At 72.4% G+C, this 26,340-nt stretch carries 26 protein-coding genes, 3 tRNA genes and 1 pseudogene; 14 read left to right on the top strand and 16 right to left on the bottom strand.

The annotated features are described in order from the left end of the window. Nucleotides 1-12 precede the first annotated feature (12 nt). A complete protein-coding gene (locus JYK04_RS21325; RefSeq protein WP_189737737.1) occupies nucleotides 13-3,372 on the bottom strand; it encodes a response regulator in 3,360 nt (1,119 codons plus the stop codon). 120 nt (nucleotides 3,373-3,492) lie between these two features. After that, nucleotides 3,493-3,918 carry an SSI family serine proteinase inhibitor gene (locus JYK04_RS21320; protein WP_189737734.1) on the bottom strand — a complete coding sequence of 142 codons (426 nt, stop codon included), beginning with the start codon at nucleotides 3,916-3,918 and terminating at the stop codon, nucleotides 3,493-3,495. Between the two features lie 188 nt (nucleotides 3,919-4,106). On the opposite strand from JYK04_RS21320, the gene JYK04_RS21315 reads away from it, so the two are divergent. From JYK04_RS21315 to JYK04_RS21305, 3 genes are all read left to right on the top strand, one after another. Beyond that, nucleotides 4,107-4,197 (top strand) — tRNA-Ser (locus tag JYK04_RS21315). Nucleotides 4,198-4,415: 218 nt separating this feature from the next. Continuing rightward, nucleotides 4,416-4,488 (top strand) — tRNA-Arg (locus JYK04_RS21310). 211 nt (nucleotides 4,489-4,699) lie between these two features. Then, the gene (locus JYK04_RS21305; protein ID WP_189737731.1) at nucleotides 4,700-5,065 is read left to right on the top strand and encodes a PH domain-containing protein; all 366 of its coding nucleotides are present in this window, start codon (nucleotides 4,700-4,702) and stop codon (nucleotides 5,063-5,065) included. Nucleotides 5,066-5,077: 12 nt separating this feature from the next. Here JYK04_RS21305 and JYK04_RS21300 read toward each other — a convergent pair whose 3' ends face one another. Next, on the bottom strand, nucleotides 5,078-5,989 hold the full coding sequence (locus JYK04_RS21300) for an SMP-30/gluconolactonase/LRE family protein (protein ID WP_189737728.1): 912 nt from the start codon (nucleotides 5,987-5,989) through the stop codon (nucleotides 5,078-5,080). 107 nt (nucleotides 5,990-6,096) lie between these two features. Between JYK04_RS21300 and JYK04_RS21295 the strand changes: the two genes are divergently transcribed. The 9 genes from JYK04_RS21295 to JYK04_RS21255 all read left to right on the top strand — a co-directional run bounded on the left by JYK04_RS21295 (nucleotide 6,097) and on the right by JYK04_RS21255 (nucleotide 15,447). Beyond that, entirely contained in the window at nucleotides 6,097-6,531 is a 435-nt protein-coding gene (locus JYK04_RS21295) for an Lrp/AsnC family transcriptional regulator (protein WP_189737725.1), read from the top strand. Further along, nucleotides 6,528-7,421 (top strand): DUF2797 domain-containing protein, encoded by an 894-nt coding sequence (locus JYK04_RS21290; RefSeq protein WP_189737722.1) that lies wholly within the window; start codon nucleotides 6,528-6,530, stop codon nucleotides 7,419-7,421. Before JYK04_RS21295 ends, JYK04_RS21290 begins: the two co-directional genes overlap by 4 nt. A 139-nt stretch (nucleotides 7,422-7,560) precedes the next feature. Next, on the top strand, nucleotides 7,561-7,899 hold the full coding sequence (locus JYK04_RS21285; protein WP_189737719.1) for an antibiotic biosynthesis monooxygenase family protein: 339 nt from the start codon (nucleotides 7,561-7,563) through the stop codon (nucleotides 7,897-7,899). Next, nucleotides 7,883-8,764 carry an amidohydrolase family protein gene (locus JYK04_RS21280; protein WP_189737717.1) on the top strand — a complete coding sequence of 294 codons (882 nt, stop codon included), beginning with the start codon at nucleotides 7,883-7,885 and terminating at the stop codon, nucleotides 8,762-8,764. The genes JYK04_RS21285 and JYK04_RS21280 overlap by 17 nt, the downstream gene beginning before the upstream one ends. Nucleotides 8,765-8,870: 106 nt before the next feature. Further along, nucleotides 8,871-9,638 carry a response regulator transcription factor gene (locus JYK04_RS21275; RefSeq protein ID WP_272933166.1) on the top strand — a complete coding sequence of 256 codons (768 nt, stop codon included), beginning with the start codon at nucleotides 8,871-8,873 and terminating at the stop codon, nucleotides 9,636-9,638. Beyond that, nucleotides 9,638-11,176 (top strand): sensor histidine kinase, encoded by a 1,539-nt coding sequence (locus JYK04_RS21270; protein ID WP_202186075.1) that lies wholly within the window; start codon nucleotides 9,638-9,640, stop codon nucleotides 11,174-11,176. The genes JYK04_RS21275 and JYK04_RS21270 overlap by 1 nt, the downstream gene beginning before the upstream one ends. A 25-nt stretch (nucleotides 11,177-11,201) precedes the next feature. Next, entirely contained in the window at nucleotides 11,202-12,470 is a 1,269-nt protein-coding gene (locus JYK04_RS21265; protein WP_189737714.1) for a bifunctional glycosyltransferase family 2/GtrA family protein, read from the top strand. Beyond that, nucleotides 12,467-14,677 (top strand): ArnT family glycosyltransferase, encoded by a 2,211-nt coding sequence (locus tag JYK04_RS21260; protein ID WP_189737711.1) that lies wholly within the window; start codon nucleotides 12,467-12,469, stop codon nucleotides 14,675-14,677. The genes JYK04_RS21265 and JYK04_RS21260 overlap by 4 nt, the downstream gene beginning before the upstream one ends. 89 nt (nucleotides 14,678-14,766) lie before the next feature. Beyond that, nucleotides 14,767-15,447: a TetR/AcrR family transcriptional regulator gene (locus JYK04_RS21255; protein ID WP_189737709.1), complete on the top strand. Its 681-nt coding sequence runs from the start codon at nucleotides 14,767-14,769 to the stop codon at nucleotides 15,445-15,447. Between the two features lie 10 nt (nucleotides 15,448-15,457). On the opposite strand, the pseudogene JYK04_RS21250 reads toward JYK04_RS21255, so the two are convergent. Further along, nucleotides 15,458-17,002: pseudogene (locus tag JYK04_RS21250) on the bottom strand (MDR family MFS transporter); the annotation flags it as partial. A gap of 74 nt (nucleotides 17,003-17,076) precedes the next feature. After that, complete coding sequence (locus JYK04_RS21245; protein ID WP_189738582.1) at nucleotides 17,077-17,529, bottom strand: MarR family winged helix-turn-helix transcriptional regulator; 453 nt, start codon at nucleotides 17,527-17,529, stop codon at nucleotides 17,077-17,079. 140 nt (nucleotides 17,530-17,669) lie between these two features. Here JYK04_RS21245 and JYK04_RS21240 point away from each other — a divergent pair, with 140 nt between their 5' ends. Then, the gene (locus tag JYK04_RS21240) at nucleotides 17,670-17,906 is read left to right on the top strand and encodes a hypothetical protein (RefSeq protein WP_189737703.1); all 237 of its coding nucleotides are present in this window, start codon (nucleotides 17,670-17,672) and stop codon (nucleotides 17,904-17,906) included. A 58-nt stretch (nucleotides 17,907-17,964) separates the two neighbouring features. Here JYK04_RS21240 and JYK04_RS21235 read toward each other — a convergent pair whose 3' ends face one another. The 10 genes from JYK04_RS21235 to JYK04_RS21190 form a co-directional block, all read right to left on the bottom strand. Continuing rightward, nucleotides 17,965-18,777 (bottom strand): hypothetical protein, encoded by an 813-nt coding sequence (locus tag JYK04_RS21235; protein WP_189737700.1) that lies wholly within the window; start codon nucleotides 18,775-18,777, stop codon nucleotides 17,965-17,967. 50 nt (nucleotides 18,778-18,827) lie between these two features. After that, nucleotides 18,828-19,679, bottom strand: coding sequence for an RNA polymerase sigma factor SigF (locus JYK04_RS21230; RefSeq protein WP_030768885.1), 852 nt, complete (start codon nucleotides 19,677-19,679; stop codon nucleotides 18,828-18,830). 230 nt (nucleotides 19,680-19,909) lie between these two features. Further along, nucleotides 19,910-20,800 carry an RNA polymerase sigma factor SigF gene (locus tag JYK04_RS21225; RefSeq protein ID WP_373297433.1) on the bottom strand — a complete coding sequence of 297 codons (891 nt, stop codon included), beginning with the start codon at nucleotides 20,798-20,800 and terminating at the stop codon, nucleotides 19,910-19,912. 204 nt (nucleotides 20,801-21,004) lie between these two features. Continuing rightward, a complete protein-coding gene (locus tag JYK04_RS21220; protein WP_167745563.1) occupies nucleotides 21,005-21,166 on the bottom strand; it encodes a hypothetical protein in 162 nt (53 codons plus the stop codon). 469 nt (nucleotides 21,167-21,635) lie between these two features. Next, nucleotides 21,636-21,926 (bottom strand): hypothetical protein, encoded by a 291-nt coding sequence (locus JYK04_RS21215; protein WP_208809276.1) that lies wholly within the window; start codon nucleotides 21,924-21,926, stop codon nucleotides 21,636-21,638. A 108-nt stretch (nucleotides 21,927-22,034) separates the two neighbouring features. After that, a tRNA-Ser gene (locus tag JYK04_RS21210) sits at nucleotides 22,035-22,119 on the bottom strand. A gap of 96 nt (nucleotides 22,120-22,215) precedes the next feature. Further along, nucleotides 22,216-22,644 (bottom strand): tRNA adenosine(34) deaminase TadA, encoded by a 429-nt coding sequence (tadA, locus tag JYK04_RS21205; RefSeq protein WP_030010608.1) that lies wholly within the window; start codon nucleotides 22,642-22,644, stop codon nucleotides 22,216-22,218. A gap of 56 nt (nucleotides 22,645-22,700) precedes the next feature. Further along, nucleotides 22,701-23,249: a tRNA adenosine deaminase-associated protein gene (locus tag JYK04_RS21200; RefSeq protein WP_189737689.1), complete on the bottom strand. Its 549-nt coding sequence runs from the start codon at nucleotides 23,247-23,249 to the stop codon at nucleotides 22,701-22,703. A gap of 275 nt (nucleotides 23,250-23,524) precedes the next feature. After that, nucleotides 23,525-23,704 (bottom strand): hypothetical protein, encoded by a 180-nt coding sequence (locus JYK04_RS21195; RefSeq protein WP_030768873.1) that lies wholly within the window; start codon nucleotides 23,702-23,704, stop codon nucleotides 23,525-23,527. An 82-nt stretch (nucleotides 23,705-23,786) separates the two neighbouring features. Beyond that, nucleotides 23,787-24,740, bottom strand: a complete 954-nt coding sequence (locus JYK04_RS21190; protein ID WP_229875328.1) for a universal stress protein — start codon at nucleotides 24,738-24,740, stop codon at nucleotides 23,787-23,789. A gap of 164 nt (nucleotides 24,741-24,904) precedes the next feature. On the opposite strand from JYK04_RS21190, the gene upp reads away from it, so the two are divergent. Next, complete coding sequence (gene upp, locus JYK04_RS21185) at nucleotides 24,905-25,540, top strand: uracil phosphoribosyltransferase (protein WP_030010426.1); 636 nt, start codon at nucleotides 24,905-24,907, stop codon at nucleotides 25,538-25,540. A gap of 55 nt (nucleotides 25,541-25,595) precedes the next feature. Here the strand turns inward: upp and JYK04_RS21180 are convergent, their stop codons facing one another. Continuing rightward, nucleotides 25,596-26,267, bottom strand: coding sequence for a LytR C-terminal domain-containing protein (locus JYK04_RS21180; protein WP_229875326.1), 672 nt, complete (start codon nucleotides 26,265-26,267; stop codon nucleotides 25,596-25,598). Between the last annotated feature and the right edge of the window lie 73 nt (nucleotides 26,268-26,340).

The raw sequence follows: 26,340 nt of genomic DNA, 5'->3' as shown, positions 1-26,340 counted from the left end.
GGCCCAGGATTACTAGTTGGTGCCGATCTTGGCCAGCAGGTCCACGATGCGGCCCTGGACGTCCGCCGTGGTGGACCGTTCCGCGAGGAACAGGACGCTCTCGCCGGAGGCGAGCCGCGGCAGTTCGGCCGGGTCGATGCCGGTCGCGGTGTAGACGACCAGGGGGGTGCGGTTCAGCTGCCCGTTGGCACGCAGCCAGTCCACGATCCCGGCCCGCCGACGGCGTACCTGCATCAGGTCCATCACCACCAGGTTGGGCCGCATCCGCGTCGCCAGTTCCACGGCGTCGGTGTCGGCACCCGCCCGTGCGACCTGCATGCCGCGCCGCTCCAAGGCGGCGGTCAGCGCGGTCGCGATCTCGTCGCGCTCCTCGATCAGCAGCACCCGGGAGGGGTGCTGTTCGCTGTCACGCGGCGCCAGGGCCTTCAGCAGAACGGCCGGATCGGCGCCGTACGCCGCCTCGCGCGTGGCATGCCCCAGCCCGGCCGTGACCAGTACGGGGACCTCCGCGGCCACCGCGGCCTGACGCAGGGACTGCAGGGCCGTCCGGGTGATCGGCCCGGTCAGCGGGTCGACGAACAGCGCGGCGGGGAACGCGGCGATCTGCGCGTCCACCTCCTCGCGGGAGTGCACGATCACCGGCCGGTAGCCGCGGTTGCTGAGCGCCTGCTGCGTCTGCACATCGGGCGCGGGCCACACCAGGAGCCGGCGCGGGTTGTCCAGGGGCTCCGGCGGCAGCTCGTCGTCCACGGGCCGCGGCACGGGCCGGTTGACGACCTCGACGGCGCCTCCCGGGCCGTCCAGCGGCTCTGGGCCCTCGTCGGCGCCCGCCTCGGGCGCCCCTATCGCGAAGGCGCGGCCCTGCGGGGCGGGCTCGGCGAGCCGGCGACGCCGGCCGGAACCGGAAGCCGCACCGGCCCCGGAAGCCGGGCCGGAGCCACCCGGGTCGACGGAGATGCCCTGGCCGAGGGTGCCGAGGGCGCGCACGCTGATCGGCTGCGCGGCCTGGCCCTCCGCAGGGGTGTCCTGCGGTCGACGCGCACCGGGGAGTGCGACCTGGCCGGAGGCCTCGTCGTCCTCGGGAGCGGTACGGGCCGCCGGAACCGGCCACGCCGGGGGACCGGCCAGCGCGCGGCGCCGCCCGGTCGGGTTCTCGGCGGACGCGTCGGGCTGCGCCGCAGGGGCGGCAGCGGCGGCGGGCGCGGCGGCGGTTGCGGCCTCGGGCTCGGCGCCCGGGGCGCCCAGCACCCGGCGGCCACGCCGCCCGGCCGATGCGTCGGCGTCGGAGTCGGCCGCGGCGGGAGCCGGTGTCGGGCCCGCCGGCAGCGCGAAACCGCCCTCGGGAGCGATGGGCCGCGCGGGAACGGGAGCCGGCCCGAGCCCCGTCGCGGGGACGGGGCCGCCGGGCTGCGCCGGACCGGCCGGACCCAGGGCCCGGCGCCGCCCGGCGGGATGCTCGGTGACCGGAACCGGGGGCACTGTGGGGACGGGCGGGAGCGCGGGCATGGCGGTGCCCTGCGGGGGCACGGGCCGGCCGGGGCCGTCGTGCCCGCCGGCGCCTTCGGCCTCGCCGCTGCCGTCACCGGCCCGGCCGCGCCTGCGACCGGTGCCGAGTCCAGCCGGGTTCACCGGGGACTGAGCGAGTTCGGGGCCCGTCTCGGGAGCGTCGCCGGCCTCGCCAGCGCGCCGCCGCCCGGAAGGCAGCGCCAGTGCGCCACCACCCTGTGCGGCCTGTGCGGCCTGTGCGGCCTGCGCCGCCTCGGGACCGGTGGGCCCGTCGTCCAGGAAGGCGTCCACCCCGCGGCGGCCGCGCCGGCCGCCGGAGACCTTTCCGGGAGCCGCGCCCCCGGCCGTTCCCGCACCGTCCGAGGCCGGACCGGCCGGGGGCTCCTCCGCAGGCTCGGGCAGGGTCACCGTCCCGGCACCCGAGCCGAGCGGGAGCTCCAGCACGTACGCCCCGCCGGGCGCGCCCGGGACCTCCACCGTCTGCAGCACGCCGCCGTGTGCGGCCACGATCCCCCGCACGATCGGCTCGTGGACCGGGCTACCGCCCTCGTACGGCCCGCGCACCTCGATCCGTACGACGTCGCCGCGCTGCGCGGCGGCCACCACGATCGTCGAGTCGCTGTAGCCGCTGCCCTGGCGGGTCTTGCCGGTCGCGTCCACCCCGGCGACGTCCGCGACCAGGTGGGCGAGCGCGGTCGAGATCCGGTCCGCGTCCACCTCGGCCTCGATGGTCGGCGCGTGGACGGCGAACTGCACGCGGCCCGGACCGATCAGCTCGACGGCCCCGTCGACGCCCGCCGTGACGACGGTGTTGATCAGGACGTTCTTCTTCGTGAGCCGGTCCCGGCCGGTGTCCAGGCGCTGGTAGCCGAGGACGTTGTCCACCAGCGTGGTCATCCGCGAGTACCCGGCGGCCAGGTGGTGCAGCAGCTGGTTGGCCTCGGGCCACAGCTGTCCGGCGTCGTCGGCGGCCAGCGTCGCGAGCTCACCGCGCAGCTCGTCCAGCGGCCCCCGCAGGGATTCGCCGAGGACGGCCATCAGCTGGGCGTGCCGCGCGGCGAGGGCGTCGTAGGGCCGCCGGTCGGTGAAGGTCATCACGGCGCCGACGAGCTGCTCCCCGTCCCGTACGGGCGAGGTGGTCAGGTCGACGGCGACCGGCTGTCCGGCCTTGTTCCACAGCACCTGCCCGCGGACGCGGTGCTTGCGCCCGCTGCGCAGGGTGTCGGCGAGCGGGGACTCCTCGAAGGGGAAGGGGGAGCCGTCGGCGCGGGAGTGCTGGATGAGGCCGTGCAGTTCGCGGTTGCCGAGGTCGGTGGCGCGGTAGCCGAGGATCTGGGCGGCGGCCGGGTTGACCAGGACCACCCGTCCGTCGGTGTCGGTGCCCACGACGCCCTCGGCGGCGGCGCGCAGGATCATCTCGGTCTGCCGCTGCGAGCGGGCCAGCTCGGCCTCGGTGTCCACGGTCTGCGAGAGGTCGCGGACCACGAGCATCAGCAGCTCGTCGCCCGTGTACGAGGGTTGCGGCTCGCGGTAGGCGTCGCGTCCGTCGAGATGGGCGCTGGTGAGCTCGACGGGGAACTCGGAGCCGTCGGTACGGCGCGCGATCATCCGCTTGGGCTTGGTGCGCCCGCCGTCGTCCTCGCCGGGCCGGCGCATGGAGCCGGGGATCAGCTTGGAGTCGAACTCGGGCAGGAGGTCGAGCACGCCCCGGCCGACGAGCCCGGTGCCGGGGCTCTCCATGATCTCGAGCGCGATCGAATTGGCGTTGACGACCGTGCCGTTGGCGTTGACGAGCAACAGCGCGTCCGGAAGGGCATCGAGTATTGCTGCGAGGCGAGCAGCGCCTCGGGATGGCCTGCTGCTCACGACGAGCTTCCTCCCTGACCAACAACTACCGGCAAGTCACGGGAGGAGTCTAAGGCCACAGGCCCGCGATGGGGTGGCCGATGTGTGGCGGATACCGCCCATCCCGCGCATCCTCGCAGGTCAGGAACGCCCACTCGGAAGCAGAGGTTCCAACTCGTCCCAGCGGCGGATTTCGCATCCGTCGGTCCGCCGGAACGTGGCGTCCACTTTGTAGCCGTTCCACGTTCCGGTGATCCGGGCCGTGGCGGGACCTCCGTTCTGCATGGTGCAGATCTGCCGCTTGGAGACGGGGGCGAAGGGGTCCTTCCCCTCGCGGGCGAGCTGATCCAGCCGGGCGCAGGCACCTTCCGCCTCCGGGTGGTCGCCGCCGACGGGGCCGCATTCGAGCCGGTACTCCCGGTCCAGCCGGCGGTTTCCGGTGTCGGCCATGGAGATGGTGAGGCGGTCGGGCGTCGCCAGCAGCCGGCCCAGCGGGAGCGGGGGCAGCGGCCCGGCCACCGTTGCGGCCAGGGCGGAGGTGACGGCGAAGGCGGCGAGACGCAGCATGGGGCACTCCAGGTCGTCCGAACACGTCGTACGCCTGCCCAACGACGCGGGGGCGCCGACGTTGCGTGCCACGGCCGCTTTAAGGCTTTGCCCTCCGGCCGTCCCGCCTAGTACCGTGGGAGCGGATTGGTGAGGGGCCCTGCGCCTGTGTCATCATCTGCACGCACCTTCGTACGCGGGGGTGTGCTGGAGGCGTCGCCTAGTCCGGTCTATGGCGCCGCACTGCTAATGCGGTTTGGGTCTTACCACCCATCGAGGGTTCAAATCCCTCCGCCTCCGCACCTCATCGAAGCCCCGGTCCTGACGGACCGGGGCTTCGATGCGTTCCGGGACGATCCGGTCCGCTCCGCCCTCTGCGCGAACCCATCCGGATGATCTCCATCCGGCTCGTTTCCGCAGGTCAGAAGCGGTTTGGGTAATGGATTTCGCGTCCCGGCGAGGTCCATGTATTGTTGTTCTCGCAAGGCCAACGGGGCGCAAAACCCCGAGAAGCCCAAGCACTCGTAGCTTAACGGATAGAGCATCTGACTACGGATCAGAAGGTTGCAGGTTCGAATCCTGCCGAGTGCACAGCAGGACAGAGGCCCCCAGGAGAAATCCTGGGGGCCTCTGTCGTATGTCCTGACGGTGTGCCGTCTCCTCCTTGATGGGGACGGGGTCCCCCGGAGGATGTCAGGGGTGGGATGGCTCTGGCGGGGGACGTGGACGAGGGGCCGGCCTCGGTACGGTTTTCGGAGATCGTTCGAAGCCGGAAGTCCGGCGCTGGAAAACGGGGGCACTCATGGGACTGTTCGGGAACGCGCACACCGTCGACCCCGTGTCGGCGCAGCGGGACTACGCGCGGCTGCTGGGGCAGGGGGAGCAGGTGCATGCCGCGTACCTGCTGATCCGCGACACGATCCTGTTCACCGACCGGCGGCTGGTGCTCGTCGACAAGCAGGGGCTCACGGGGAAGAAGGTGGAATACCACTCCATCCCGTACCGGAGCATCACGCACTTCTCCGTCGAGACCGCCGGGCACTTCGATCTCGACGCCGAGCTCAAGATATGGATATCCGGCGGCTCGGCGCCGATCGCGAAGACCTTCACCAAGGGCGTCGACATCTACGAGGTGCAGGCGATCCTGACCCAGTTCGTCGCCCGGTAGGCGGCCCGGTCCTCACAGGACCCGGGGCAGGCCGGTCACCGACATCACCAGGGAGTAGAGAGAGGTGGTGGCGGTGATGAAGAGGCGGTTGTTCTTGGCGCCGCCGAAGGCGATGTTCGAGACCGGTTCGGGGATGCGGAGCCGGCCGATCAGGGTGCCGTCCGCGGCGTAGCAGCGGACGCCGTCCTCCATCGCGGCCGCCCACAGCCGGCCCTCGTCGTCGAAGCGGATGTTGTCCACGCCGGGGCAGGTGGCGAAGACGCGGTCGCCGGTGAGGGTGCCGTCGTCGGTGACCTTGAAGGCGCGGATGTGGCCGGCCCGGGTGTCCGCGGCGTACAGCTCGCTCTCGTCCGGGGAGAAGACGAGGCCGTTGGGTCCGAGGAAGCCGTCGGCGACCGTCCGGACCTCGCCGGTCGAGGGGTCGGCCCGGTAGAGGTTGCAGGCGCCGATCTCGCTGGGTGCGCGGTGGCCCTCGTAGTCGCTGGTGATGCCGAAGTCCGGGTCGGAGAACCAGATGGAGCCGTCCGAGCGGACGACCGCGTCGTTCGGGCTGTTGAGCCGCTTGCCGTCGATGCGGTCGGCGATGACGGTGAGGCTGCCGTCCGGTTCGGTGCGGGTGACGCGCCGGTTGCCCTGCTCACAGGTGATCAGGCGGCCTTCGCGGTCCAGGGTGTTGCCGTTGGAGTGGCCGGCTGGGGAGCGGAAGACGGAGACCGTGCCGGTCGCCTCGTCCCAGCGCAGCATCCGGTCGTTGGGGATGTCGCTCCACACCAGTTGCCGCCAGGCGGGCAGGTAGAGCGGGCCCTCCGCCCAGCGGCAGCCGTCGTAGAGCCGGTCCAGCCGGGCGTCGCCGTTGGCGCAGCGGCCGGTCCGGAAGCGTTCGTCCAGAATCTCGTACAAGGTGAGGTCGGCGATGGCAGACATGATTCCCCCTGGAAAGGATTTGCCGAATTCTGTTCGGTCTGATGGTGACATTGCAGGATCCGGTACTGTCTTCGCAAGGGTCGACAGACCCATGAGAGGAAGATTGCGTGGACGACATCGACCGTGCGCTCGTCCTGCGCCTGCAGCAGGACGCCGGCCAGTCGTACGCCGCTCTCGGCACGGCCGTCGGGCTCTCGGCGGGGGCCACCCACGAGCGGGTACGGAAACTGCGCGAGCGCGGGGTGATCCGGCGGACCACCGTTGACGTCGACCCGGAGGCCGTCGGCAGTGGAGTCCTGGCCTACGTGATGGTCGACTCCAACGCCTGGATGGGCGAGTCGGGTGCCGACTTCGCCGCGATCCCCGAGATCCAGGAGGCGCACATCATCGCGGGCAGCGCGTCCGTGCTGGTCAAGGTGCGTACGGCCTCGACCGGACAGCTGCAGGACGTGCTGCGCCGCCTCTACGCCATCGACGGTGTCAGCGGTACGCACGCCACCGTCGTCCTGGACACCTTCTTCGAGCGGCCGCTCCCGCTGTGACCTGGTGGTGCACCGGCATCCGGTGGACGGACGGCCGCCCCGCCATCGGCTGGTACGGGGACGGGCGCGGCGAGCGGGTGAGCGAGCTCGCGTACGGGCAGCGGATCGCCTTCGCCGCTCGCGGGGAGCGGCACTGCCTCGGTGTGCGGCGGGCCGGGAAGCGGACGCCCTGCCCCACCGCGGACACCGTGCCGGGCCGCGCCGGGAACGCGCAGTGCCCCGAGTGCGCCCGCCTCGACCGGTCGTTCTCCGTGGCGGCCGACACCAACGCCGCCGATCCGCGCACCTACCGGGTCTACCTGGCCTGGTTCGGTCCCGGCATGGTCAAGGTCGGGATCACCGCCGAGGAGCGTGGTTCGGCCCGGCTGCTGGAGCAGGGGGCGGTGGCATGGGCCTGGCTCGGGCGCGGTCCTCTGATGGCCACCCGGCGCACCGAGGAGCTGCTGCGGGCGGCGCTCGGGGTGCCCGACCGGATCGCGTACGCCCGCAAGCGCGGAGTACGGGCCCACCTGCCGGCCGCCACCGATCGGGCCCGGGAGGTCGCCGAACTGCACGCACGGGCGGCGGCGCTGGCCGGGTGGCCGGAGTCGCTGGAGCGGGTGGAGTGCGAAGTGGCCGACCACGCCGGGGCGTTCGGGCTGGACTCCCTGCCGGGCCTGCCCGGGCCGGCGCGGGTGCTCACCGAGATGGTGTCCGGCGGGTCCGTGGTGGGCCGGCTGGCGGGCGCGGCCGGTCCCGATCTCCACCTCGCGGACGGACTCGTGGTGGACACCCGGCTGCTGGCGGGATGGGAGCTCACCGCTCCGGGGGACGAGGCCGTGACCTCGGTCCCGACGGCGCCGATCCCGTCCGCCTCCGCGACTCCAGCCGAGCAGGGCGGGCTGTTCTGACACCGGTGGACCGAGGCTCGGACCATGGCGCGGAGCACGGCTGCGATCGTGGCGGCCATGGTCAAAACTTGGATCCCTTTGGCCTTTCGGGGCCGATTCCGGTGGACATGCCGGGGGCGCTCCGCCGAGGGTGTTCGACATGACCACTCAGCCGGTACAGGCCTTCGAACCGCCTTATGTCATGGCCGTTTTCAGCAATATCCGCACCGACGACGACAGCGGATATCCCGAGACCCTCGCGCGGATGAAGGAGATCGTCCGGACGAACCCGGGATACCTCGGCTACGAATCCGCGCGCACCCCCGGAGGGCTCGGCATCACCGTCGCCTACTTCCGCGACCACGAGTCCCTCACCGTGTGGCGCAAGGACCTGGAGCACCAGGCGGCCATGAAGCAGGGCCGCGCCGACTGGTACGAGAGCTACACCCTGCACGTCGCGACCGTCGAACGGAGCCACGGCTTTGTCCGCAACGGCTGAGGCGGTACGTGCCTTCCGGGAGCGGCTCGGGCTGCCCGGACTGGTCGACGTACACACCCACTTCATGCCCGAGCGGGTCCTGGACAAGGTGTGGGACTACTTCGACGCGGTCGGCCCGCTGACCGGTGTCGAGTGGCCCATCACCTACCGGCACGAGGAGGAGCAGCGCGTCGGGCTCCTGCGGGAGTTCGGGGTACGGGCGTTCACCGCCATGCTCTACCCGCACAAACCGGCGATGGCCGCCTGGCTCAACGCCTGGTCCGCCGATTTCGCCGCCCGCACCCCCGACTGCCTGCACACCGCGACGTTCTTCCCGGAGGAGGGAGTGAACGCGTACGTCCGCCAAGCCGTCGAGTCCGGAGCCCGGGTCTTCAAGTCCCACCTCCAGGTCGGAGGTTACGACCCGAACGACGACCGGCTCGACCCCGTCTGGGGGCTGCTCGCCGAGGCCGGCCTCCCGATCGTGATCCACTGCGCCTCCGGTCCCGTCCCGGGCAAGCACACCGGGCCCGAGCCGATCGCCCGGCTGCTGGCCCGCCACCCGAGGCTGCCGCTCGTCATCGCGCACATGGGCATGCCCGAGTACACCGACTTCCTCGACCTCGCCGACCGGTACGCCGAGGTGCGCCTGGACACCACCATGGCCTTCACCGACTTCTCCGAGCAGATGCACGGCTTTCCGCCCGGGGATCTCGGACGCCTCGGGGATCTCGGCGACCGGATCCTCCTCGGCACCGACTTCCCGAACATCCCCTACCCCTACGAGCACCAGCTCGCCGCGCTCGAACGGCTCGGCCTCGGTGACGACTGGCTGCGGGCGGTCTGCCACGACAACGGCGCCCGGCTGTTCCGCCTCGACGGCTGACGCCCCCCGGCCCCGGCGCCCCGCCTCTCTCCGCGGATTCCCTTTCTCAGGAAATTCACAGGTAGGCACAAGAACGCTCTCAGAGGCCCGGGACAGCGTGTTCGGTATGACTGCGACGACCACCTCCCATGCGTCCACGTCCACCAACCACCCCACGGCCCTGGTGCGGCCCGACGGCGGCCCCTGCCGGGTGCTCGTCGTCGACGACGAGGCCTCGCTCTCCGAGCTGCTGTCCATGGCCCTGCGCTACGAGGGCTGCGAGGTCCGCAGCGCCGGCGACGGGGCGGGCGCGGTGCGGGCGGCCCGGGAGTTCCGGCCCGACGTGGTCATCCTCGACATCATGCTTCCCGACATGGACGGCCTGGCCGTCCTGGGGCGCCTGCGCCGCGAGATCCCCCAGGTCCCCGTGCTGTTCCTGACCGCCAAGGACTCGCTGGAGGACCGGATCGCGGGCCTCACGGCAGGCGGCGACGACTACGTCACCAAGCCCTTCAGCCTGGAGGAGGTCGTGGCCCGGCTGCGCGGCTTGGTCCGGCGCTCCGGCGCGGCACAGGCCGCGCGCGGCGGTTCGGTGCTGGCCGTCGGCGATCTGCGGCTGGACGAGGACAGCCACGAGGTGGTGCGGGGCGCCCAGGAGATCCACCTGACCGCCACCGAGTTCGAGCTGCTGCGCTACCTGATGCGCAACCCCCGGCGCGTGCTGAGCAAGGCGCAGATCCTGGACCGGGTGTGGTCCTACGACTTCGGCGGCCAGGCCAATGTGGTCGAGCTCTACATCTCCTACCTGCGCAGGAAGCTGGAGAGCGGCCCCGGTCTGCCCAGGATGATCCACACGCGACGCGGCGCCGGTTACCTGATCAAGCCGGGCGAGTAGTGGCACTCCGCAGGAACCGGCGACCACCTGGCCGCCGGCCCTGGTCGCTGCGCACCCGGCTCGTCGTCTCGGCGGTGGCGCTGATCGCCGTCGTGGGTGCGGCCATCGGGACCGTCACCACCTTCGCCCTGCGCTCGTACCTGGTCACCGAGCTCGACGATCAGCTGAAGGCTTCCGTGAGGATGGCCGTCCGGGCGCCCGGCGGGAAGCCGGCCCGGGAGAGCGGTGCCGGCTTCGTCATGGCTCCCGGCAGCCCGCTGGACGCTGCCGGGATCCGGCTCGATCCCGCCGGGACCGTCCTCGGGACGGCCCGCAACGTCCGCGCCGAGGGATGGTCGGTCGACCAGCCGCCGCCGCTGACCGAGGCCCAGGGCAAAGCCCTCGCCCAGGCCGCGCGGAAGTCCGCGCAGGGTACGCCCGGGCCGGTGGATGCGGAGCTCCCGGGTCTCGGCAGCTACCGGGTGCTGATCTCCCACGAGGGGAGCCTCGCCCTCGGCTTCCCGCTGAGCGACGTCGACTCCACCGTGCGCACCCTGATCGGCGTGGAGCTCTGCGTCACGCTCGCCGGGCTGATCGCGGCCTCCCTCGCCGGTCAGGCCCTGGTCGGGGTCGCCCTGCGCCCGCTGCGCCGGGTGGCCGCCACCGCCACCCGCGTCTCCGAACTTCCCCTGCACAAGGGCGAGCCCGCCCTCCACGAGCGGGTCCCGGACGCCGAGGCCGACCCCCGTACCGAAGTGGGCCAGGTCGGCGCGGCGCTCAACCGGATGCTGGGCCATGTCTCCTCCGCCCTCACCGCCCGCCAGCAGAGCGAGATGCAGGTCCGGCAGTTCGTCGCCGACGCCAGCCACGAACTGCGCACCCCGCTGGCCTCCATCCGCGGCTACGCCGAACTGACCCGCCGGGGACGGGAGGAACCCGGCCCCGACACCCGGCACGCCCTGGGCCGGATCGAATCCGAGGCCACCCGGATGACCGGGCTGGTCGAGGACCTGCTCCTGCTGGCCCGGCTCGACGCGGGACGCCCGCTGCCCACCGGTGACTCCGACACCGACCTGGCACCGCTCGTCATCGACGCCGTCAGCGACGCCCGGGCCGCGGGCCCCGAGCACCACTGGCGCCTGAACCTGCCCGAGGAACCGGCCCCGATCCGGGCCGATCCGGCCCGGATCCAGCAGGTCCTGGTGAACCTGCTCGCCAACGCCCGTACGCACACCCCTCCGGGGACCACCGTCACCGCGCACGTTTCACGTGAAACATCCGCCGTCCGGCTGCGGATCGAGGACGACGGGCCCGGCATCGCCCCCGACCTGCTTCCCCGCGTCTTCGAGCGCTTCGCCCGCGGTGACGCCTCCCGCTCCCGCGCGGCGGGCTCCACCGGGCTCGGGCTGGCCATCGTCCAGGCCGTGGTCACCGCGCACGGCGGGCGGGTCGGCGTACGGAGCGAGCCCGGACGGACCTGCTTCGAGGTCCTGCTGCCGCACGCGCAGGCGGACCGTACGGACTCACAGGCGGGGCACAGGCTCAGCACACGGCGGTGACAGGGCGCCCGGCGAAGGTCGGACCATGCGAACCGACACCTCTCCCGGAGCCCTTCCGGCACGGGCGCCCCTCGCGCCCGTGCCCGGCGAGCCCGTCCTCGACGTGGTGATCCCTGTCTTCAACGAGGAGAAGGACCTCGGCCCGTGCGTCCGCAGACTGCACGAGCACCTCAGCCGGACCTTCCCCTATCCCTTCCGGATCACGGTCGCCGACAACGCGAGCACCGACCGCACCCCTGAGGTCGCGCGCGGGCTCGCCGCCGCGCTGGACGGCGTACGCAGCACACGCCTGGAGGAGAAGGGCCGGGGCCGGGCCCTGCGCCAGGTGTGGTCCGGTTCCGACGCCCCCGTCCTCGCCTACATGGACGTGGACCTCTCCACCGACCTCAACGCCCTGCTGCCGCTGGTCGCACCGCTGATCTCCGGCCACTCCGACCTCGCCATAGGCACCCGCCTGGCCCGGTCCTCACGGGTGGTGCGGGGCGCGAAGCGCGAGTTCATCTCGCGTGCCTACAACCTCCTCCTGAGGTCCTCCCTCGCCGCCCGGTTCAGCGACGCGCAGTGTGGATTCAAGGCGATCCGGCGCGAGGTCGCCGAGCGGCTGCTGCCGCTGGTGGAGGACACGGGCTGGTTCTTCGACACCGAACTGCTCGTACTCGCCGAACGGGCCGGGCTGCGGATCCACGAGGTGCCGGTGGACTGGGTCGACGACCCCGACTCCACCGTCCACATCGTCCGGACCGCCACCGAGGACCTCAAGGGCGTCTGGCGCGTGGGCCGGGCCCTGGCGGTCGGCGCGCTCCCGCTGGACCGGCTCGCCCGCCCCTTCGGCGACGATCCGCGCGACCGCGCCGCACTGCCCGGAGTGGAGGGCGGACTCGCCCGCCAGCTGCTCGGCTTCTGCGCCGTCGGGGCGCTCTCCACCGTGCTCTACCTGCTCCTGTACTCCGCCTTCCGCGCCGGGACCGGCCCGCAGTTCGCCAACGGCGCCGCACTGCTGCTCTCCGCGCTGGCCAACACCGCCGCCAACCGCCGGCTCACCTTCGGGGTGCGCGGCCGGGACCGCGCCGTGCGCCACCAGGCCCAAGGCCTCGTGGTGTTCGGCATCGGCCTGGCCCTCACCAGCGGCTCCCTCGCCGCGCTCGGGGCGGCCACCGCCGATCCCGCGCACAGCACCGAACTGGCCGTGCTGATCACCGCCAACCTCGCCGCCACCGTGCTGCGCTTCCTGCTCTTCCGCGCCTGGGTCTTCCCCGAGCGGCGCGACACTCCCGCGAAGGACGACATCCGATGACCACGGCAGCACCCTCGCTCTTCCCGGTCCCCGAGGCCCGCGCCGGTACCGCCGGCCGCGCGGCGGCCGACCGCCCCCGCTGGGAACTTCCCTCCCTGGCCGGGCTGCTGATCGCCACCGCCGCCCTGCTCCTGTGGGACCTCGGCTCCTCCGGCTACGCCAATTCCTTCTACTCCGCCGCCGTGCAGGCGGGCAGCGAGAGCTGGAAGGCCTTCTTCTTCGGCTCCTCCGACGCCGGCAACTCCATCACCGTCGACAAGCCGCCTGCGGCCCTGTGGCCGATGATGCTGTCCGTCCGGCTCTTCGGGCTCGGCTCCTGGCAGATCCTCGTGCCGCAGGCCCTGATGGGCGTTGCGACCACCGGCGTGCTGTACGCCGCCGTGCGCCGCCAGTTCGGTCCCGGGGCCGGGCTGCTGAGCGGCGCCGCCTTCGCCCTGACGCCCGTCGCCGCGCTGATGTTCCGCTTCAACAACCCCGACGCGCTGCTGACCCTGCTGCTGACCGTCACCGTGTACTGCGTGCTGCGCGCCCTCGACGGGGCCCGCACCCGGTGGCTGGTCTGGGCCGGGGTGGCGGTCGGCTTCGCCTTCCTCACCAAGACCCTGCAGGCCTTCGTCATCCTGCCGCCGCTGGCCCTCCTCTACGCCGTCTGCGCGCCCACCCGGCTGCGCAAGCGGCTGGGCCAGCTGCTGCTGGCGGGGCTCGCGATGGTGGTGGCCGGAGGCTGGTGGGTGGCCGTCGTCGAACTGTGGCCGGCCTCCTCCCGCCCGTACATCGGCGGCTCGCAGAACAACTCCTTCCTGGAGCTGACCCTCGGCTACAACGGCCTCGGCCGGATCAGCGGCAACGAGACCGGCAGCGTCGGCGGCGGTGGCCGGGGCGGCGCCGGTGGGGGCGGTGGCGGCGGCTGGGGCGAGACCGGTATCGACCGGCTCTTCTCGGGGAACATCGGCGGCCAGATCGCCTGGCTGCTGCCGGCGGCCCTCGTCCTGCTGGTGGCCGGTCTGCTGATCACCTGGCGGGCCCGCCGGGCCACGGACTCCCTGGAGGGCATGGCCCGGGCGGCGTTCCTGGCCTGGGGCGGCTCGATGCTGATCACCGCGGTCGTCTTCAGCTACATGCAGGGCATCTTCCACGAGTACTACACCGTGGCGCTGGCGCCGTTCGTGGCGGCGCTGATCGGCATGGGGGCCGCCGTGCTGTGGGAGGAGCGGGGCGGCAAGGCCGCCGCGCTCACCCTGTCCGGGACGCTCGCGCTGACGGCGGTCTGGTCGTTCGTGCTGCTCGGCCGCGCCACCGGCTACCTGCCGTGGCTGCGCTGGGCGGTCCTGGTGGGCGGGCTGCTCGCCGCGGTCGCGCTGCCGTTCGCCGCGCGGGCCGGGCGCCGGGCGCTGCAGGCCACCGCGGCGCTGGGCGTGGCGGCGGCGCTGGCCGGGCCGTTCGCGTACTGCCTGACCACCGTGAGTACCGCGCACACCGGCTCCATCGTGACCGCCGGACCGGCGGTGGCGGGCGGCCGGGGCGGACCCGGCGGGATGATGGGCGGCCCCGGTGGGCCGGGTGGCACGGGCCGGTTCGGCGAGATGCTCCAGGGCGGGCAGGGCCGCCAGGGCGGGATGCCGACCGGCGGCCGACAGGGCGGCGGGCAGCAGGGCGGGATGCCGCCCCAGGGCGCGATGCCGCCGGGCGGAACGGCGCCGGGCGGGATGGCTCCGGGCGGGATGCCGCAGGGGCAGGGCGGACGTGGCGGCGAGCGGTTCGGTGGCGGCGGCCAGGGTGGTCCGGGCGGCCTGCTGAACGGCGCCCGGGTGAGCGCGGCAGCCAAGAAGGCCCTCACCACCGGGGCCGACGAGTACACCTGGGCGGCGGCCGCGATCGGCTCCCAGAACGCGGCGAGCTACCAGCTGGCCTCCGGGGTGCCCGTCATGCCGATCGGCGGCTTCAACGGCAGCGACCCCTCGCCGACCCTGGAGCAGTTCCAGAAGTACGTGCGGGAAGGGAAGATCCACTGGTTCATCGGCCAGAGCACCGGCGCCGGCGACACCGAGGGCGGCATGCCCGGGGGTGGCGGCCGGGGCGGCCCCGGCGGTCCGGGAGGTGGCACCAGTACGGAGATCGAGACCTGGATCAAGGCCAACTTCAAGGAGTCCACGGTCGGCGGAGCCACCTTCTACGACCTGACGGCCCCGACGGCCCCGACGGCCTGATCCGGCCCGATCGACAGGACACCCCCTAGCATCAAGAGGGCGGACCGGGCATTCCGGACTGATCCACCTGTCGTGAGGAGGGTGCCTGCATGGTGACCGCGGCCGATCCCGGCGAGACCCGGACCAGTGTGTGGCTGGCTGCCAGACCCGCCGCACCCGCCAGACGCCGCAGCGAGGCATCCTCCGGGCTGGACCGGGACCGGATCACCGCCGCCAGCGTGCGGCTGCTCGACGCCGACGGGCTGGCCCGGTTCTCGATGCGGCGGCTCGCCGCGGGGCTGGGGGTGACCGCGATGTCCCTGTACTGGTACGTGGACACCAAGCAGGATCTGCTCGAACTCGCCCTCGACCGCGTGCTCGGCGAGCTGAGGCCGCCGACCGCGGCGGCGGAGGGTGCCGGGGAGAGGGCGGCCGAAGGCGCGGCGGAGGGCGGCGGCGGGGCGGGCTGGCCGGGCCAGCTGCAGGCGCTGGCCCGCGGTTACCGGCGGGTGGTGGCGGACCACCCGTGGGTGGCCCCGCTCACCGCCGCGTTCCCGAACATCGGCCCGCACGCGCGGGCCTTCGACGCCGCCCTCCAGCGGCTGCTGGACGCCACCGGCCTGGTGGACGCCGCACGGACCGGCGCCCACCTGGCCGTCTCGCAGTTCCTGCACGGCTGCGGCGGGACGGTCCGGCGGGCGCCGGAGGGCGACTTCTGCCTCGCGCTCGACGTCCTGATCTCGGGCATCGAGGCCAAGGCCGCGGCCCGTCGGGCGCCGGCTAGGCCTTGACGGCGCTCTCGGCGGGGGCCGCCTCGTCCGACACCGCGGCCGGGGCGTGGGCCGCCGGCTTCGACTTCAGGGCGACCTCCTTGATGAACACCACCAGGACCAGGCCGAGCAGCGCGAACGGGGCGGCGTAGAGGAAGACGTCGCCGACGCCGTGCCCGTACGCGGACTCGATGACCTCGCGGAACGGCGCGGGCAGCTTGTCCAGGTCGGGGATCCCGCCCCCGGCGGTGCCGCCGTGGCCCAGGGCCGCGGCCTTCGGGCCGAGGGCGGCGAGGCCTTCCTGGACGTAGTGGGTGACCCGGTTGGCCATGACCGCGCCCAGCGCGGAGACGCCCACGGCGCCGCCGAGGGAGCGGAAGAAGGTGACGACCGAGCTGGCCGCGCCCAGGTCCTCGGGGGCCACCTGGTTCTGGGTGGCGAGGACCAGGTTCTGCATCATCATGCCGAGACCGAGGCCGGTCACCGCCATGTAGATCGCGATGTGCCAGTACGGGGTGTCGTGGCGGAGGGTGCCGAGCAGACCCAGACCGGCCGTCAGCAGGACGCCGCCGGAGACGAGCCAGGCCTTCCACCTACCGGTCTTGGTGATCACCTGACCGGAAAGGGTGGAGGAGACGAAGAGGCCGGCGATCATCGGAATCGTGAGGATTCCGGACATCGTCGGGGACTCACCGCGGGCCAACTGGAAGAACTGGCTGAAAAACACGGTCCCCGAGAACATCGCGATGCCCACGAACAGGGAGGCCGCCGAGGCCAGGCTGATGGTCTTGTTGCGGAACAGCCGCAGCGGGATGATCGGGTCGCTCGCGCGGGACTCGACCAGGATGAACAGCAGGCCGAGCACGAGCGCGCCGCCCGTCATCGCCCAGGTCTGCCAGGAGATCCACGCGTAGGAGTCACCGGCCTGCGTGACCCAGATCAGCAGCAGCGAGACGGCGCCGCTGATCAGGAAGGCGCCCAGCCAGTCGACCTTGACGTCGCGGCGCACGACCGGGAGGTGCAGGGTGCGCTGGAGCACGATCAGCGCGATGATCGCGAACGGTACGCCGACGTAGAAGCACCAGCGCCAGCCCAGCCACTCGGTGTCGGTGATGACACCGCCCAGCAGCGGGCCGCCGACGGTGGCGACGGCGAAGACCGCGCCCAGGTAGCCGCTGTACCGGCCGCGCTCGCGCGGGGAGATCATCGCGGCCATCACGATCTGCGCCAGGGCGGAGAGGCCGCCGACGCCGATGCCCTGGACCACGCGGCAGGCGATCAGCGTGCCGGTGTTCTGGGACATGCCCGCGACCACGGATCCGAGGACGTAGATCACGAGGGATATCTGGACCAGCAGCTTCTTGCTGAAGAGGTCGGACAGCTTGCCCCACAGCGGGGTGGCGGCCGTCATCGACAGCAGCGCGGCGGTGACCACCCAGGTGTACGAGGACTGGGTGCCGCCGAGGTCGCTGATGATCTGGGGGAGGGCGTTGGAGACGATCGTGGACGACAGGATCGCCACGAACATGCCGAGCATCAGCCCGGACAGTGCCTTCATGATCTGTGGGTGGGTCATGGGCACGGAGGTGCCCGTGGACGCGGGTGGGGTGTCGGTCGTCGTCTCCGACTGGGCCATGTCTTTCCTTACCTCTAGAAGCTCGATCGGAGTCGGGCCAGCAGGGTGTTGAGTACGTCGATGTCCTGGGGGGACCAGTCGTGGAGGGCTCTTTCCAGTGAGGCCGTGCAGCGGGCGCCGAGCTCGGCGAGCAGGGCCCGGCCGGCCGGGGTGAGCCGCAGGATCCGGCAGCGCGCGTCGCCCGGGTCGGTCTCGCGCTCGATCCAGCCGCGGTCGGCGATGTGCGTGACGTGCCGGCTGGTCACCGAGATGTCGACCCCCATGAACTCCGTCAGCCGGCTCAGCCGCATCTCCCCGTGCCGGTCGAGCAGGGTGAGGACGACGGCGGCGCCGGGCGGGCAGTCCGGGGGCAGGCTGCGGGCGAGCTCGCGCCGGACCGCGCCGATTCCGGTCAGCTGGCGGGCCAGCTCCGCGTACGGAGCGGCCGGGGCGCTCGGGGTGCTCGGGGTGTTAGGGGTGTTCTGCAGGGTCGGAGCGGTCTGCACGGTCACCGGGGTCCCCCATCTCGTTGCTTGAGGCAACCATAGAAGCGCATGGTTGCTACAGGCAAATGAATCCGGGGGGTGGGGCGGTAAAGGAATCGGAAAACCGGCTAGGGTCCTGCTCCATGGCTGACAACCGCAACTCACAGGTCCCCGAGGGCAACTACGACCCCGCGGGCAGCACGCAGATGTTCAAGGCCTTCGTGGAGGAGGCCGCACCCGCCCGCCAGGCGGGTCCGGGCGCCCGGCAGCAGCGGCGCGCCGAGCAGCAGGCCGGGTCCTCGAACCCGACCGCGAAGATCGCACTGGTCATCGCGCTCGTCCTCGTGATCGGCGCGGCTGCCTGGGTCGTACTGCACTGATGGCGCCCGGCCGCCCGGCCCGCCCCGCACCCGGCGCGGGCCGTGGGTGGCGGGCGCCTCAGCTCCAGGTCGCGGTGACCTGCCGGGTGTCCACGTGCATGCCCGGCGGCACCCGCCAGGACTCCACGCACACCGTGTAGGTCTGCGCCTTCGAGGCCCCGCCCGCCAGCGGCACCGGAAGGGCCTGGCTCGTGGAGATCGTGGCCCAGTCGACGCCGAGGGCGCCGATGATGTGCGTCGCGAAGCCGACCGTGCCCGAGCGGGCCGGGGTGGTCCCGGTGTTGGTGAAGGTCACGGTGACCCGCTCGCACCACCGGTCGGCCGCGGCCGCCCTGACCGGTGCGGACAGCGTCAGCCGGGCCGGTGTGGACGCGGGCGGGGCCGGCGGTGTCGTCCCGGGCCTGCCGGGCGGGCTCGTCGGGGTGCCCGGCGAGGCCGGTGGGGTCGGCGAGGTCGGTGCGCCGGGCGGCGCGGGCGTCGTCGGCGTACCCGGCGCGCCGGGCGGCGGGGTCCTGCCCGGCCCCGCGGAGGTGCCGGGGGTGCCCGCGGAGCCGCCGGGGCCGGTGGTCGTGGCTCCGCCCGGGGCGGAGCCGCCAGGGGTCCCGGATCCCGCGGTACCGGTCGACGTACTGGAGGTCGTGGACGACTGCCCGGCTCCGCCCGCCACGTCCGGGCCGCCGAGCTGCTGGAACTCCACCCGACCCCGCGGTGCCACGTTCTCCCCCGGGCCGCGTTCGGGGCCCGGGGGCGCGGCGCCCACGGCGACATAGCCGTCCCGCGCCGGGCCGCCGCAGCCGGTGAGGCCGGCGGCGGCCGTGCAGCACAGGGCGAGCAGGGTGGTGGCGGCGGACGCTCGCGCTCCCTTTCGCATCGCGCCAGTTTTCCTGACGGATCGTCAATTGGGAAGCGCGAGGCGCCGGTTCACTCTCCGATGAGTCCTACGCGCAGTTGCGCGAGGGTGCGGGTCAGCAGCCGGGAGACGTGCATCTGGGAGATGCCGACCTCCTCGCCGATCTGCGACTGCGTCATGTTCGCGAAGAAGCGCAGCATGATGATCTGCCGTTCCCGGGGCGGGAGTTTGGCCAGCAGCGGCTTCAGGGACTCGCGGTACTCGACGCCCTCCAGTGCGGTGTCCTCGTAGCCGAGGCGGTCCGCGAGGGAGCCCTCGCCGCCCTCGTCCTCGGGGGAGGGCGAGTCGAGCGAGGAGGCGGTGTAGGCGTTGCCGACGGCGAGGCCGTCGACGACGTCCTCCTCCGAGACCCCGAGCACGGCGGCGAGCTCCGGCACGGTCGGCGAGCGGTCCAGCTTCTGGGCGAGCTCGTCGCTGGCCTTGGTCAGCGCCAGGCGCAGTTCCTGGAGTCGGCGCGGGACGCGGACGGACCAGGAGGTGTCCCGAAAGAATCGTTTGATCTCGCCCACGACGGTCGGCATCGCGAACGTCGGGAACTCGACGCCGCGTTCGCAGTCGAAGCGGTCGATCGCCTTGATCAGGCCGATGGTTCCGACCTGGACGATGTCTTCCATCGGCTCGTTGCGGCTGCGGAATCGGGCGGCTGCGTAGCGCACGAGAGGCAGGTTCAGCTCGATCAGGGTGTCGCGTACGTACGCCCGTTCGGGGCTGTCCGCATCCAGGGCGGCGAGCCGCTGGAAGAGGGAGCGGGAGAGGGTGCGGGTGTCGATGGCTTCCGAGCGGTCGGACGCTACAGGTGCTGTGGGCGCAGGCGCGCTCTTGACGAGCGTGAGCACCTTGGAGCTGCCCTGGTCTACGGACATGCCACCCCCTTGAGGTCGCGGACGGTCGCGTACTGCGCGCCCGTCGGAGGAACGCAGCCTCCACCTGAATACCGGAGGCGGGGCTGCGGCAAACGCGGTTCACGCAGAATGTCACATGTCGGCAACGCGCTGTAGCGCCATGTCGACATATATCTCCAGCGACAGAGGAGGTCGAAGGGCGATTAGCCCCATATGTCGGGAAACGCGTGAATGATCTCCACTCGTTCCGGTTACGCCTCGATCCTGTTTGCGGATCTCAGTCGGGCGAAGCTCCGGGCGAGGAGTCGGGAGACGTGCATCTGGGAGACGCCGAGCTCCACGCTGATCTGTGACTGCGTCAGATTGTTGTAGTACCGCAGGAGCAGGATCCGTTGCTCGCGTTCGGGCAGCTGTACGAGGAGGTGGCGGACGAGGTCGCGGTGCTCGACCCCGGCCAGCTCCGGGTCCTCGTAGCCGAGGCGGTCGAGCAGCCCGGGCATGCCGTCGCCCTCCTGTGCGGCCTCCAGGGAGGTCGCGTGGTAGCTGCGGCCGGCCTCGATGCAGGACAGCACCTCGTCCTCGGTGATGCGCAGCCGCTCGGCGATCTCGGCGGTGGTCGGGGTGCGGCCGTGGAGGGTGGTGAGGTCCTCGGTGGCGGCGTTGACCTGGACCCAGAGCTCGTGGAGGCGGCGCGGCACGTGGACGGTGCGGACGTTGTCGCGGAAGTACCGTTTGATCTCGCCCACGACGGTCGGCATCGCGAAGGTCGGGAACTGCACGCCCCGGTCCGGGTCGAACCGGTCGATGGCGTTGATCAGGCCGATGGTGCCGACCTGGACCACGTCCTCCATGGGCTCGTTGCGGCTGCGGAAGCGGGCGGCCGCGTAGCGGACGAGCGGGAGGTTGGCCTCGATGAGGGCCCCGCGCACCCGGCTGTGCTCGCCGGTGCCCGGCTGGAGGCCCTTCAGCTGGCCGAAGAGGACCTGGGTGAGCGCCCGGGTGTCCGCGCCCCTGCTCGGCGGTCTCGGCGCGGCCGGGGGCTCCTCGGGCGGCTCCTGGCGGTGTTCCCGCTGGGGCTCCGGCTGGGGCGGTACCTGGGGGTCCTGCTGGGGCGGCACTTGAGGCGCAGTACTGGCCGGCACGGTCACGCCACCCCTTCAGTCATCTCATCCATCAAAAGCGGTCATAGCATCACAAGAGATGTGCACTGTGTGCAAGCACCGTATATCGCCGTGTTGACGGCAAGTTGGGCATATTGGGGCAATACGGCCAGTGGTGGGTATACAAAAGCCCCCCACCCGTCGGAGTGGGGGGTCGGAAGTCCGGGAACCGCTTCAGCGTACGGGTCAGCGCACCAGTTCGGTCATGAACTCGCCGATGCCGGATGCGGCATCCGATATCCCCTGAAAGCCTATTTCCACGATCTCGGCCGCTCGTTTCGGCTGGGTGATGATCACGAAGAGGGCGAACACGGTGAGGGCACCCGTGATGAGCTTCTTGGTGTCCACGTGCGGGCGGCCTCCCCAACCGGTCCGAGCAAGTCGGGTGAGTCTAACCGGTCAAGATTGGACACTCACCTGTCCTTTAAGGACCAATGGCCCGGTACTCCGGGTCCTTTGCCGTGGAGCGTGCGGTTGCGGTGGGCGCAGGATGGGGGTGAGCCCACCGGTTCTGGCAGGAAACCGGTGGGTGAGGGACAGGGCCTCACTGCGGGGTCCGGGCCGCGAGCTTCCCCCTGACCGCGCTCCGGACCGGCAGGTCCCGTCCTCGTCGGGGGAAGTGGCTTGTCCCCCGATGCCACTTCCCCCGTGCCACGTGTCGAAGGTCCCGGCTCCGGTCGGGGCCTTCTTCGCGTTGTCCCCGCGGCGCCCGCGACGCGGGCCTGCAGGGGCCGCGGGGCGTACGGGGGCTCGGCCGCGCTCGGGGGCGCACAGGGGGCGTACGGGAGGCGTACGGCGGCGGTTGCGGCCCCCGCGGCTACTGCACGGCGCCGGCGAGGTCCGTGAGGGGCTGTACGGGCGCGATGACGGGGGCCAGCTGGTCGGGCAGCTCCATCAGCGCGTTGAGCTGGTTCGCCCCGGCGCTGAGCTTCGATCCGATCTCCTGGACCGACGTGGGCTGGGCCCCGGCGGGCATCCCCGGGGCGGCCGCCGGCAGGTCCGGCAGGGTGAGGGGGGAGACCGGGGCGGCCGATGCGGCGGGTGCGGCGAGGCCCGCGGCGGCCCCCGCGAGGGCGAGGGCGGCGAGCATGCGCTGGGTCTTGGTCATGCCGTGACAACGGCCGAACGGGCGGGCGGTCACGCGGGTGTCCTCCGGAGAGGCGATCGGAATACGCCGAGAGCCCCGACCCTTGCGGGGCGGGGCTCTCGATCGAAGCGGTAGTGGAGGGATTTGAACCCCCGATGGGTTGCCCCATACTCGCTTTCGAGGCGAGCTCCTTCGGCCACTCGGACACACTACCGAGATGGATCCTAGCCTAAGGAACCCCATCCGCTGAAATCGGTATGCCCGGGGGCGTCGCGGCGGCCGTACGCAGGCCTTTTCCGGACCCGGCGGCTCAGAGGTCGCGGAAGAAGTCCGTCAGCTGCCGCGCGCACTCGTCGGCCAGGACACCGCGGACCACCTCGGGACGGTGGTTGAGCCTGCGGTCGCGTACGAGGTCCCACAGCGACCCGGCGGCGCCCGCCTTCTCGTCGTCCGCGCCGTAGACGACCCGGGCGACGCGCGACTGGACGAGCGCGCCCGCGCACATGACGCACGGCTCCAGGGTCACCACGAGGGTGCACCCCGGAAGGCGCCATTCCCCGAGCTCGGCGGCGGCCCGGCGCAGTGCCACGACCTCGGCGTGCGCGGTGGGGTCGCCGGTCGCCTCGCGTTCGTTGTACCCGGTGGCGAGGATCCGCCCGTCCGGGCCCAGCACGACGGCGCCGACCGGCACATCGCCGGCCGGCACCGCCCGGGCGGCCTCCTGGAGCGCCAGGCGCATGGAGTCCCGCCACGGGTCCCGTACGGGATCGGGCTCGTCGTTGTCGGCAGGGAGCACTAGCGGACGGCCTCCAGGACCTCGGTGGCGCCGAGGGAGTCGGCGATCTCCGAGAGGGCGTCCCCGTCCAGGGTCATCAGTTGTTTGTTGGTCACCCCGAGATCGTCCAGCAGCCGGGGGTCACCGAGCGGACCGGCCGGTACCGGTTCCGCACCGGTCCCGCCCACCTCGTCCTCGTCGGCGTCCTCGTCCGCGAACGCGGCGACGGCATCCTCCTCGCCGTCCTCGGTGCCGTCCAGGTCCAGGTCGTCGAGTTCGTCGTCCTCCTCGTCGCTGCCCAGCAGCTCTTTGGTCAGCATCGAGCCGTAGGAGCTGCGGGCGGCCGCGGAGGCGTTCGACACGAAGTACCGCGGGTCCTCCTCCCCGTCCACGCGGACGACGCCGAACCAGGCGTCCTCCTGCTCGATGAGGGCGACCACCGTGTCGTCGTCGACAGCGGCGGACCGGGCGAGATCGATCAGATCACTGAGGGACTCGACGTCGTCGAGTTCCATGTCGCTCGCTTCCCACCCGTCTTCGGTGCGCGCGAGCAGTGCGGCGAAATACACCGTGACTCTCCCACTGGTCTTAGGCGTGCCGGTTGGAGGTCCCCCCGGCCGGAGGTTGGGGCACAGCGGCCGTGCTGCTCGCCGTCCGTACCCCGCCCAATCGGCATCGTGGCAGAAACAGCGGCTTTGCGAGAGGTCTTCCGCGCTTGCGTCGTGCCGCGCCGTGCACCGGCGGGGGCTGTCCGGGGTTGCGGCGCGGGGGCGGCGGGGTCGCGGGGAGGGGTGTGGGGCGGGTGGTGCGTCCCGGACGTGTCGCGGCGTGCCGGGGTCCCGGATCACCAGCGGAAGGTGCGCATGCGCATCTGCTGGCGCATACGGGCCGCCCGGGCGCGGCGGGGCTGGACGCGATCGCGCAGCTCGCGCGCTTCCATCAGGTCGCGCAGGAACTGCGCGCGGCGTGCTCGGCGCTGTGCCGCGGTCTCCGGCACCTCGTCCTTCGGCTGCCTGTCGGGCATCGGCCACCACCCTGGCTGGTCGGTCGTCCCCCCTGCACCCACCTTCCCCCGGACGGCGCGTTTGATGCCACCCCGCCGCAGGTCAGACGTCGTCCTTGAGGGTCGGGACCACCGCCACCGGGCCGTGCGCGTGGTGGAGCACCGCATGGGCCACCGAGCCGATCGCCAGCGACATGGCGGTGCGCCGCGGGTGGTGGCGGCCCACCACGATCAGCGCCGCCGCCCTGGAGGCGATGACCAGCCGGCCCGCCGCGTCCCCGGGCACCGCGGCCTGCTCGACCGGGACGTCCGGGAACCGCTCGCGCAGCGGCGCCAGCCGCTCCGTCTGGGACCGCAGCATCTCCCGTTCGGCCGGTACGCCGTCCCCCTCGTCGGCCAGCCCCTCCGGCGGGATCACCGCGAAGGGGCTGTCGATCACCAGGTTCGGCGAGGGCGGGATGGCGTACGCGGAGACCACCTGGACGGTGGTCGCCCGCACGGCGGCCTCGGTGAACGCGAAGGTCAGTACGTCGTCGGGCGTCTCGGCGGCGTGCAGCCCGACCACCACCCGCCCGGCCGACTGCTCGGCGTCGGCATCGGCGTCGGGGATGGCGCCGCGCTCCGCGTGCGGGACCACGACCACCGGGCAGGCGGCCGTGCTGGCCACCGCCCGGCTGCTGGAGCCGAGCAGCAGGCTGGCGAAGCCGCCGCGGCCCCGGGAGCCCATCACCAGCATCCGGGCCTGCGAGCCGATCACCCGCAGCGCCTCGGGCACGGAGCCCTCCAGGGCCTCGTACGTGACCCCCTCGGGCAGCCCGGGGCCGTCGGCACCCAGGAGGGACCGGACCCAGTCGCGCACGGGGTCGGCGAATTCCTCGGGCTCGGAGGCGTCGTGCAGCGAGGCCCGGCGCCCGGCGTACAACTGGGCATGGTCGGGCAGTACATGGGCGACCAGCAGCCCGCAGTCGTGCCGGACGGCCTCCTTCCGAGCCCACTCCAGGGCCCGCAGGCTGTGTTCCGAACCGTCGACGGCCGCGATCACCGGTGTATTGCTCATCCGTCCAGCCTGCTGGGCGTCCGCGCGGGTCGCATCCGCAGGGGAGCGGCGGGCCCGGCCGCCGCTTCGGACGCGAAGGAGCCGCCTCAGCGCGTAGCCTTTTGGGTGCAGGTCGCGTCGTGCGACCGTTTTTGCAGGTCGCAGGCTGAGTTTTGGAGGATGTTGTGCGTTTGCAGGTCGTCGATCACCCCTTGGTGGCGCACAAACTCACCACCCTGCGCGACAAGCGCACCGACTCCGCCACCTTCCGGCGGCTCGCCGACGAGCTGGTGACCCTGCTCGCGTACGAGGCCACCCGGGACGTGCGCACGGAGCAGGCCGACATCGAGACCCCGGTTGCCCCGACCACCGGCGTGAAGCTCTCGCACCCGCGCCCGCTGGTCGTTCCGATCCTGCGCGCCGGCCTCGGCATGCTCGACGGCATGGTGCGGTTGCTGCCGACCGCCGAGGTGGGCTTCCTGGGCATGGTCCGCAACGAGGAGACCCTGGAGGCCTCCACGTACGCGACGCGCATGCCGGAGGACCTCTCGGGACGCCAGGTCTACGTCGTCGACCCGATGCTCGCCACCGGCGGCACGCTGGTCGCGGCGATCCAGGAGCTGATCAAGCGCGGCGCCGACGACGTCACGGCCGTGGTGCTGCTGGCCGCGCCCGAGGGCGTCGAGATCATGGAGCGCGAGCTGGCGGGCACGCCGGTGACGGTGGTGACGGCCGCGGTGGACGAGCGGCTCAACGAGCACGGCTACATCGTGCCGGGTCTGGGTGACGCCGGCGACCGGATGTACGGCTCGGCGGAGTAGGGCTCGGCGCAGCAGGGCCGCGCGGCGGTCCGGTGCGTCCGGACCGCCTCGCACGTCAGCAGTTCTTGGGCGCGGGCACGGGGTTGGCCAACAGGGCCAGCGCCTTGTCCGCGTCCTCCTTCGTACTCAGCTCCTTGAAGGCGTCGCCCAGGATCAGGTCGACGTCCGCGGTCTCGCGGGTGTCGGTCTGCTGGGTGGTGCCGGCGAGCTGCGTGCCGAGTACGGCGAAGACCGCCTTGTCGGTCGTCGGGGAGCCGAGCAGTATCCCCGTGCCGGGGACCTTCTTGTCGAAGTCGGCCGGTGCGTTGCCCACCTTGCCGATGACGAAGCCGCGTTTGGCCAGCTCGTCACCGACGGCCTTGGCCAGGCCCGCGCGCGGGGTCGCGTTGTAGACGTTGACCGCGATCTCCCCGGGCGGGGGGAGGACGACCGCCGGTTTGCCGGCGGCCGGGGCGGTGGAGGCGGCGCCGGGGCCGCCCTTGGCGGCGGTACCGGGAGGCGTCGTCGGGCAGTCCTTGGCCCCCGCAGCCGTATTCCGCTTGGGGCTGTCGCCCCGGAACACGTCGATGAGCTGCAGGGCCCCGTAGCCGACCAGGGCCAGCGCAAGGATCGAGCCGAGCACAGCGAGGACGATCCGGGTACGGCTCCGCTTACGACTCATACGGGGGTAGGCGGCTCCCGTGACGCGGTACTTTCCGCCCATGCCGGGGGGAGTGAGCATGCTCATGGGCGCAGCGTAGTGCGGCCCGGTGTCGATGCCTACTAAATGATCTGCTGATAGGTCAATGGTGACCCGAAAG

The organism is Streptomyces nojiriensis (assembly GCF_017639205.1).
Classification (GTDB): domain Bacteria; phylum Actinomycetota; class Actinomycetes; order Streptomycetales; family Streptomycetaceae; genus Streptomyces; species Streptomyces nojiriensis.
Note: the sequence above shows the minus strand (reverse complement) of the source record. Positions and strands in the feature narration are given on the sequence as shown.

Coding starts and splice junctions, on each gene's coding strand:
- JYK04_RS21265 (WP_189737714.1), top strand. CDS start 11,202: ATGCGAACCGACACCTCTCCCGGAGCCCTTCCGGCACGGGCGCCCCTC.
- JYK04_RS21215 (WP_208809276.1), bottom strand. CDS start 21,926: ATGACCAAGACCCAGCGCATGCTCGCCGCCCTCGCCCTCGCGGGGGCC.
- JYK04_RS21305 (WP_189737731.1), top strand. CDS start 4,700: ATGGGACTGTTCGGGAACGCGCACACCGTCGACCCCGTGTCGGCGCAG.
- JYK04_RS21255 (WP_189737709.1), top strand. CDS start 14,767: ATGGTGACCGCGGCCGATCCCGGCGAGACCCGGACCAGTGTGTGGCTG.
- JYK04_RS21235 (WP_189737700.1), bottom strand. CDS start 18,777: ATGCGAAAGGGAGCGCGAGCGTCCGCCGCCACCACCCTGCTCGCCCTG.
- JYK04_RS21240 (WP_189737703.1), top strand. CDS start 17,670: ATGGCTGACAACCGCAACTCACAGGTCCCCGAGGGCAACTACGACCCC.
- JYK04_RS21285 (WP_189737719.1), top strand. CDS start 7,561: ATGACCACTCAGCCGGTACAGGCCTTCGAACCGCCTTATGTCATGGCC.
- JYK04_RS21260 (WP_189737711.1), top strand. CDS start 12,467: ATGACCACGGCAGCACCCTCGCTCTTCCCGGTCCCCGAGGCCCGCGCC.
- JYK04_RS21195 (WP_030768873.1), bottom strand. CDS start 23,704: ATGCCCGACAGGCAGCCGAAGGACGAGGTGCCGGAGACCGCGGCACAG.
- tadA (WP_030010608.1), bottom strand. CDS start 22,644: ATGCGCCTGGCGCTCCAGGAGGCCGCCCGGGCGGTGCCGGCCGGCGAT.
- JYK04_RS21190 (WP_229875328.1), bottom strand. CDS start 24,740: ATGAGCAATACACCGGTGATCGCGGCCGTCGACGGTTCGGAACACAGC.
- JYK04_RS21180 (WP_229875326.1), bottom strand. CDS start 26,267: ATGAGCATGCTCACTCCCCCCGGCATGGGCGGAAAGTACCGCGTCACG.
- JYK04_RS21230 (WP_030768885.1), bottom strand. CDS start 19,679: ATGTCCGTAGACCAGGGCAGCTCCAAGGTGCTCACGCTCGTCAAGAGC.
- JYK04_RS21275 (WP_272933166.1), top strand. CDS start 8,871: ATGACTGCGACGACCACCTCCCATGCGTCCACGTCCACCAACCACCCC.
- JYK04_RS21300 (WP_189737728.1), bottom strand. CDS start 5,989: ATGTCTGCCATCGCCGACCTCACCTTGTACGAGATTCTGGACGAACGC.
- JYK04_RS21320 (WP_189737734.1), bottom strand. CDS start 3,918: ATGCTGCGTCTCGCCGCCTTCGCCGTCACCTCCGCCCTGGCCGCAACG.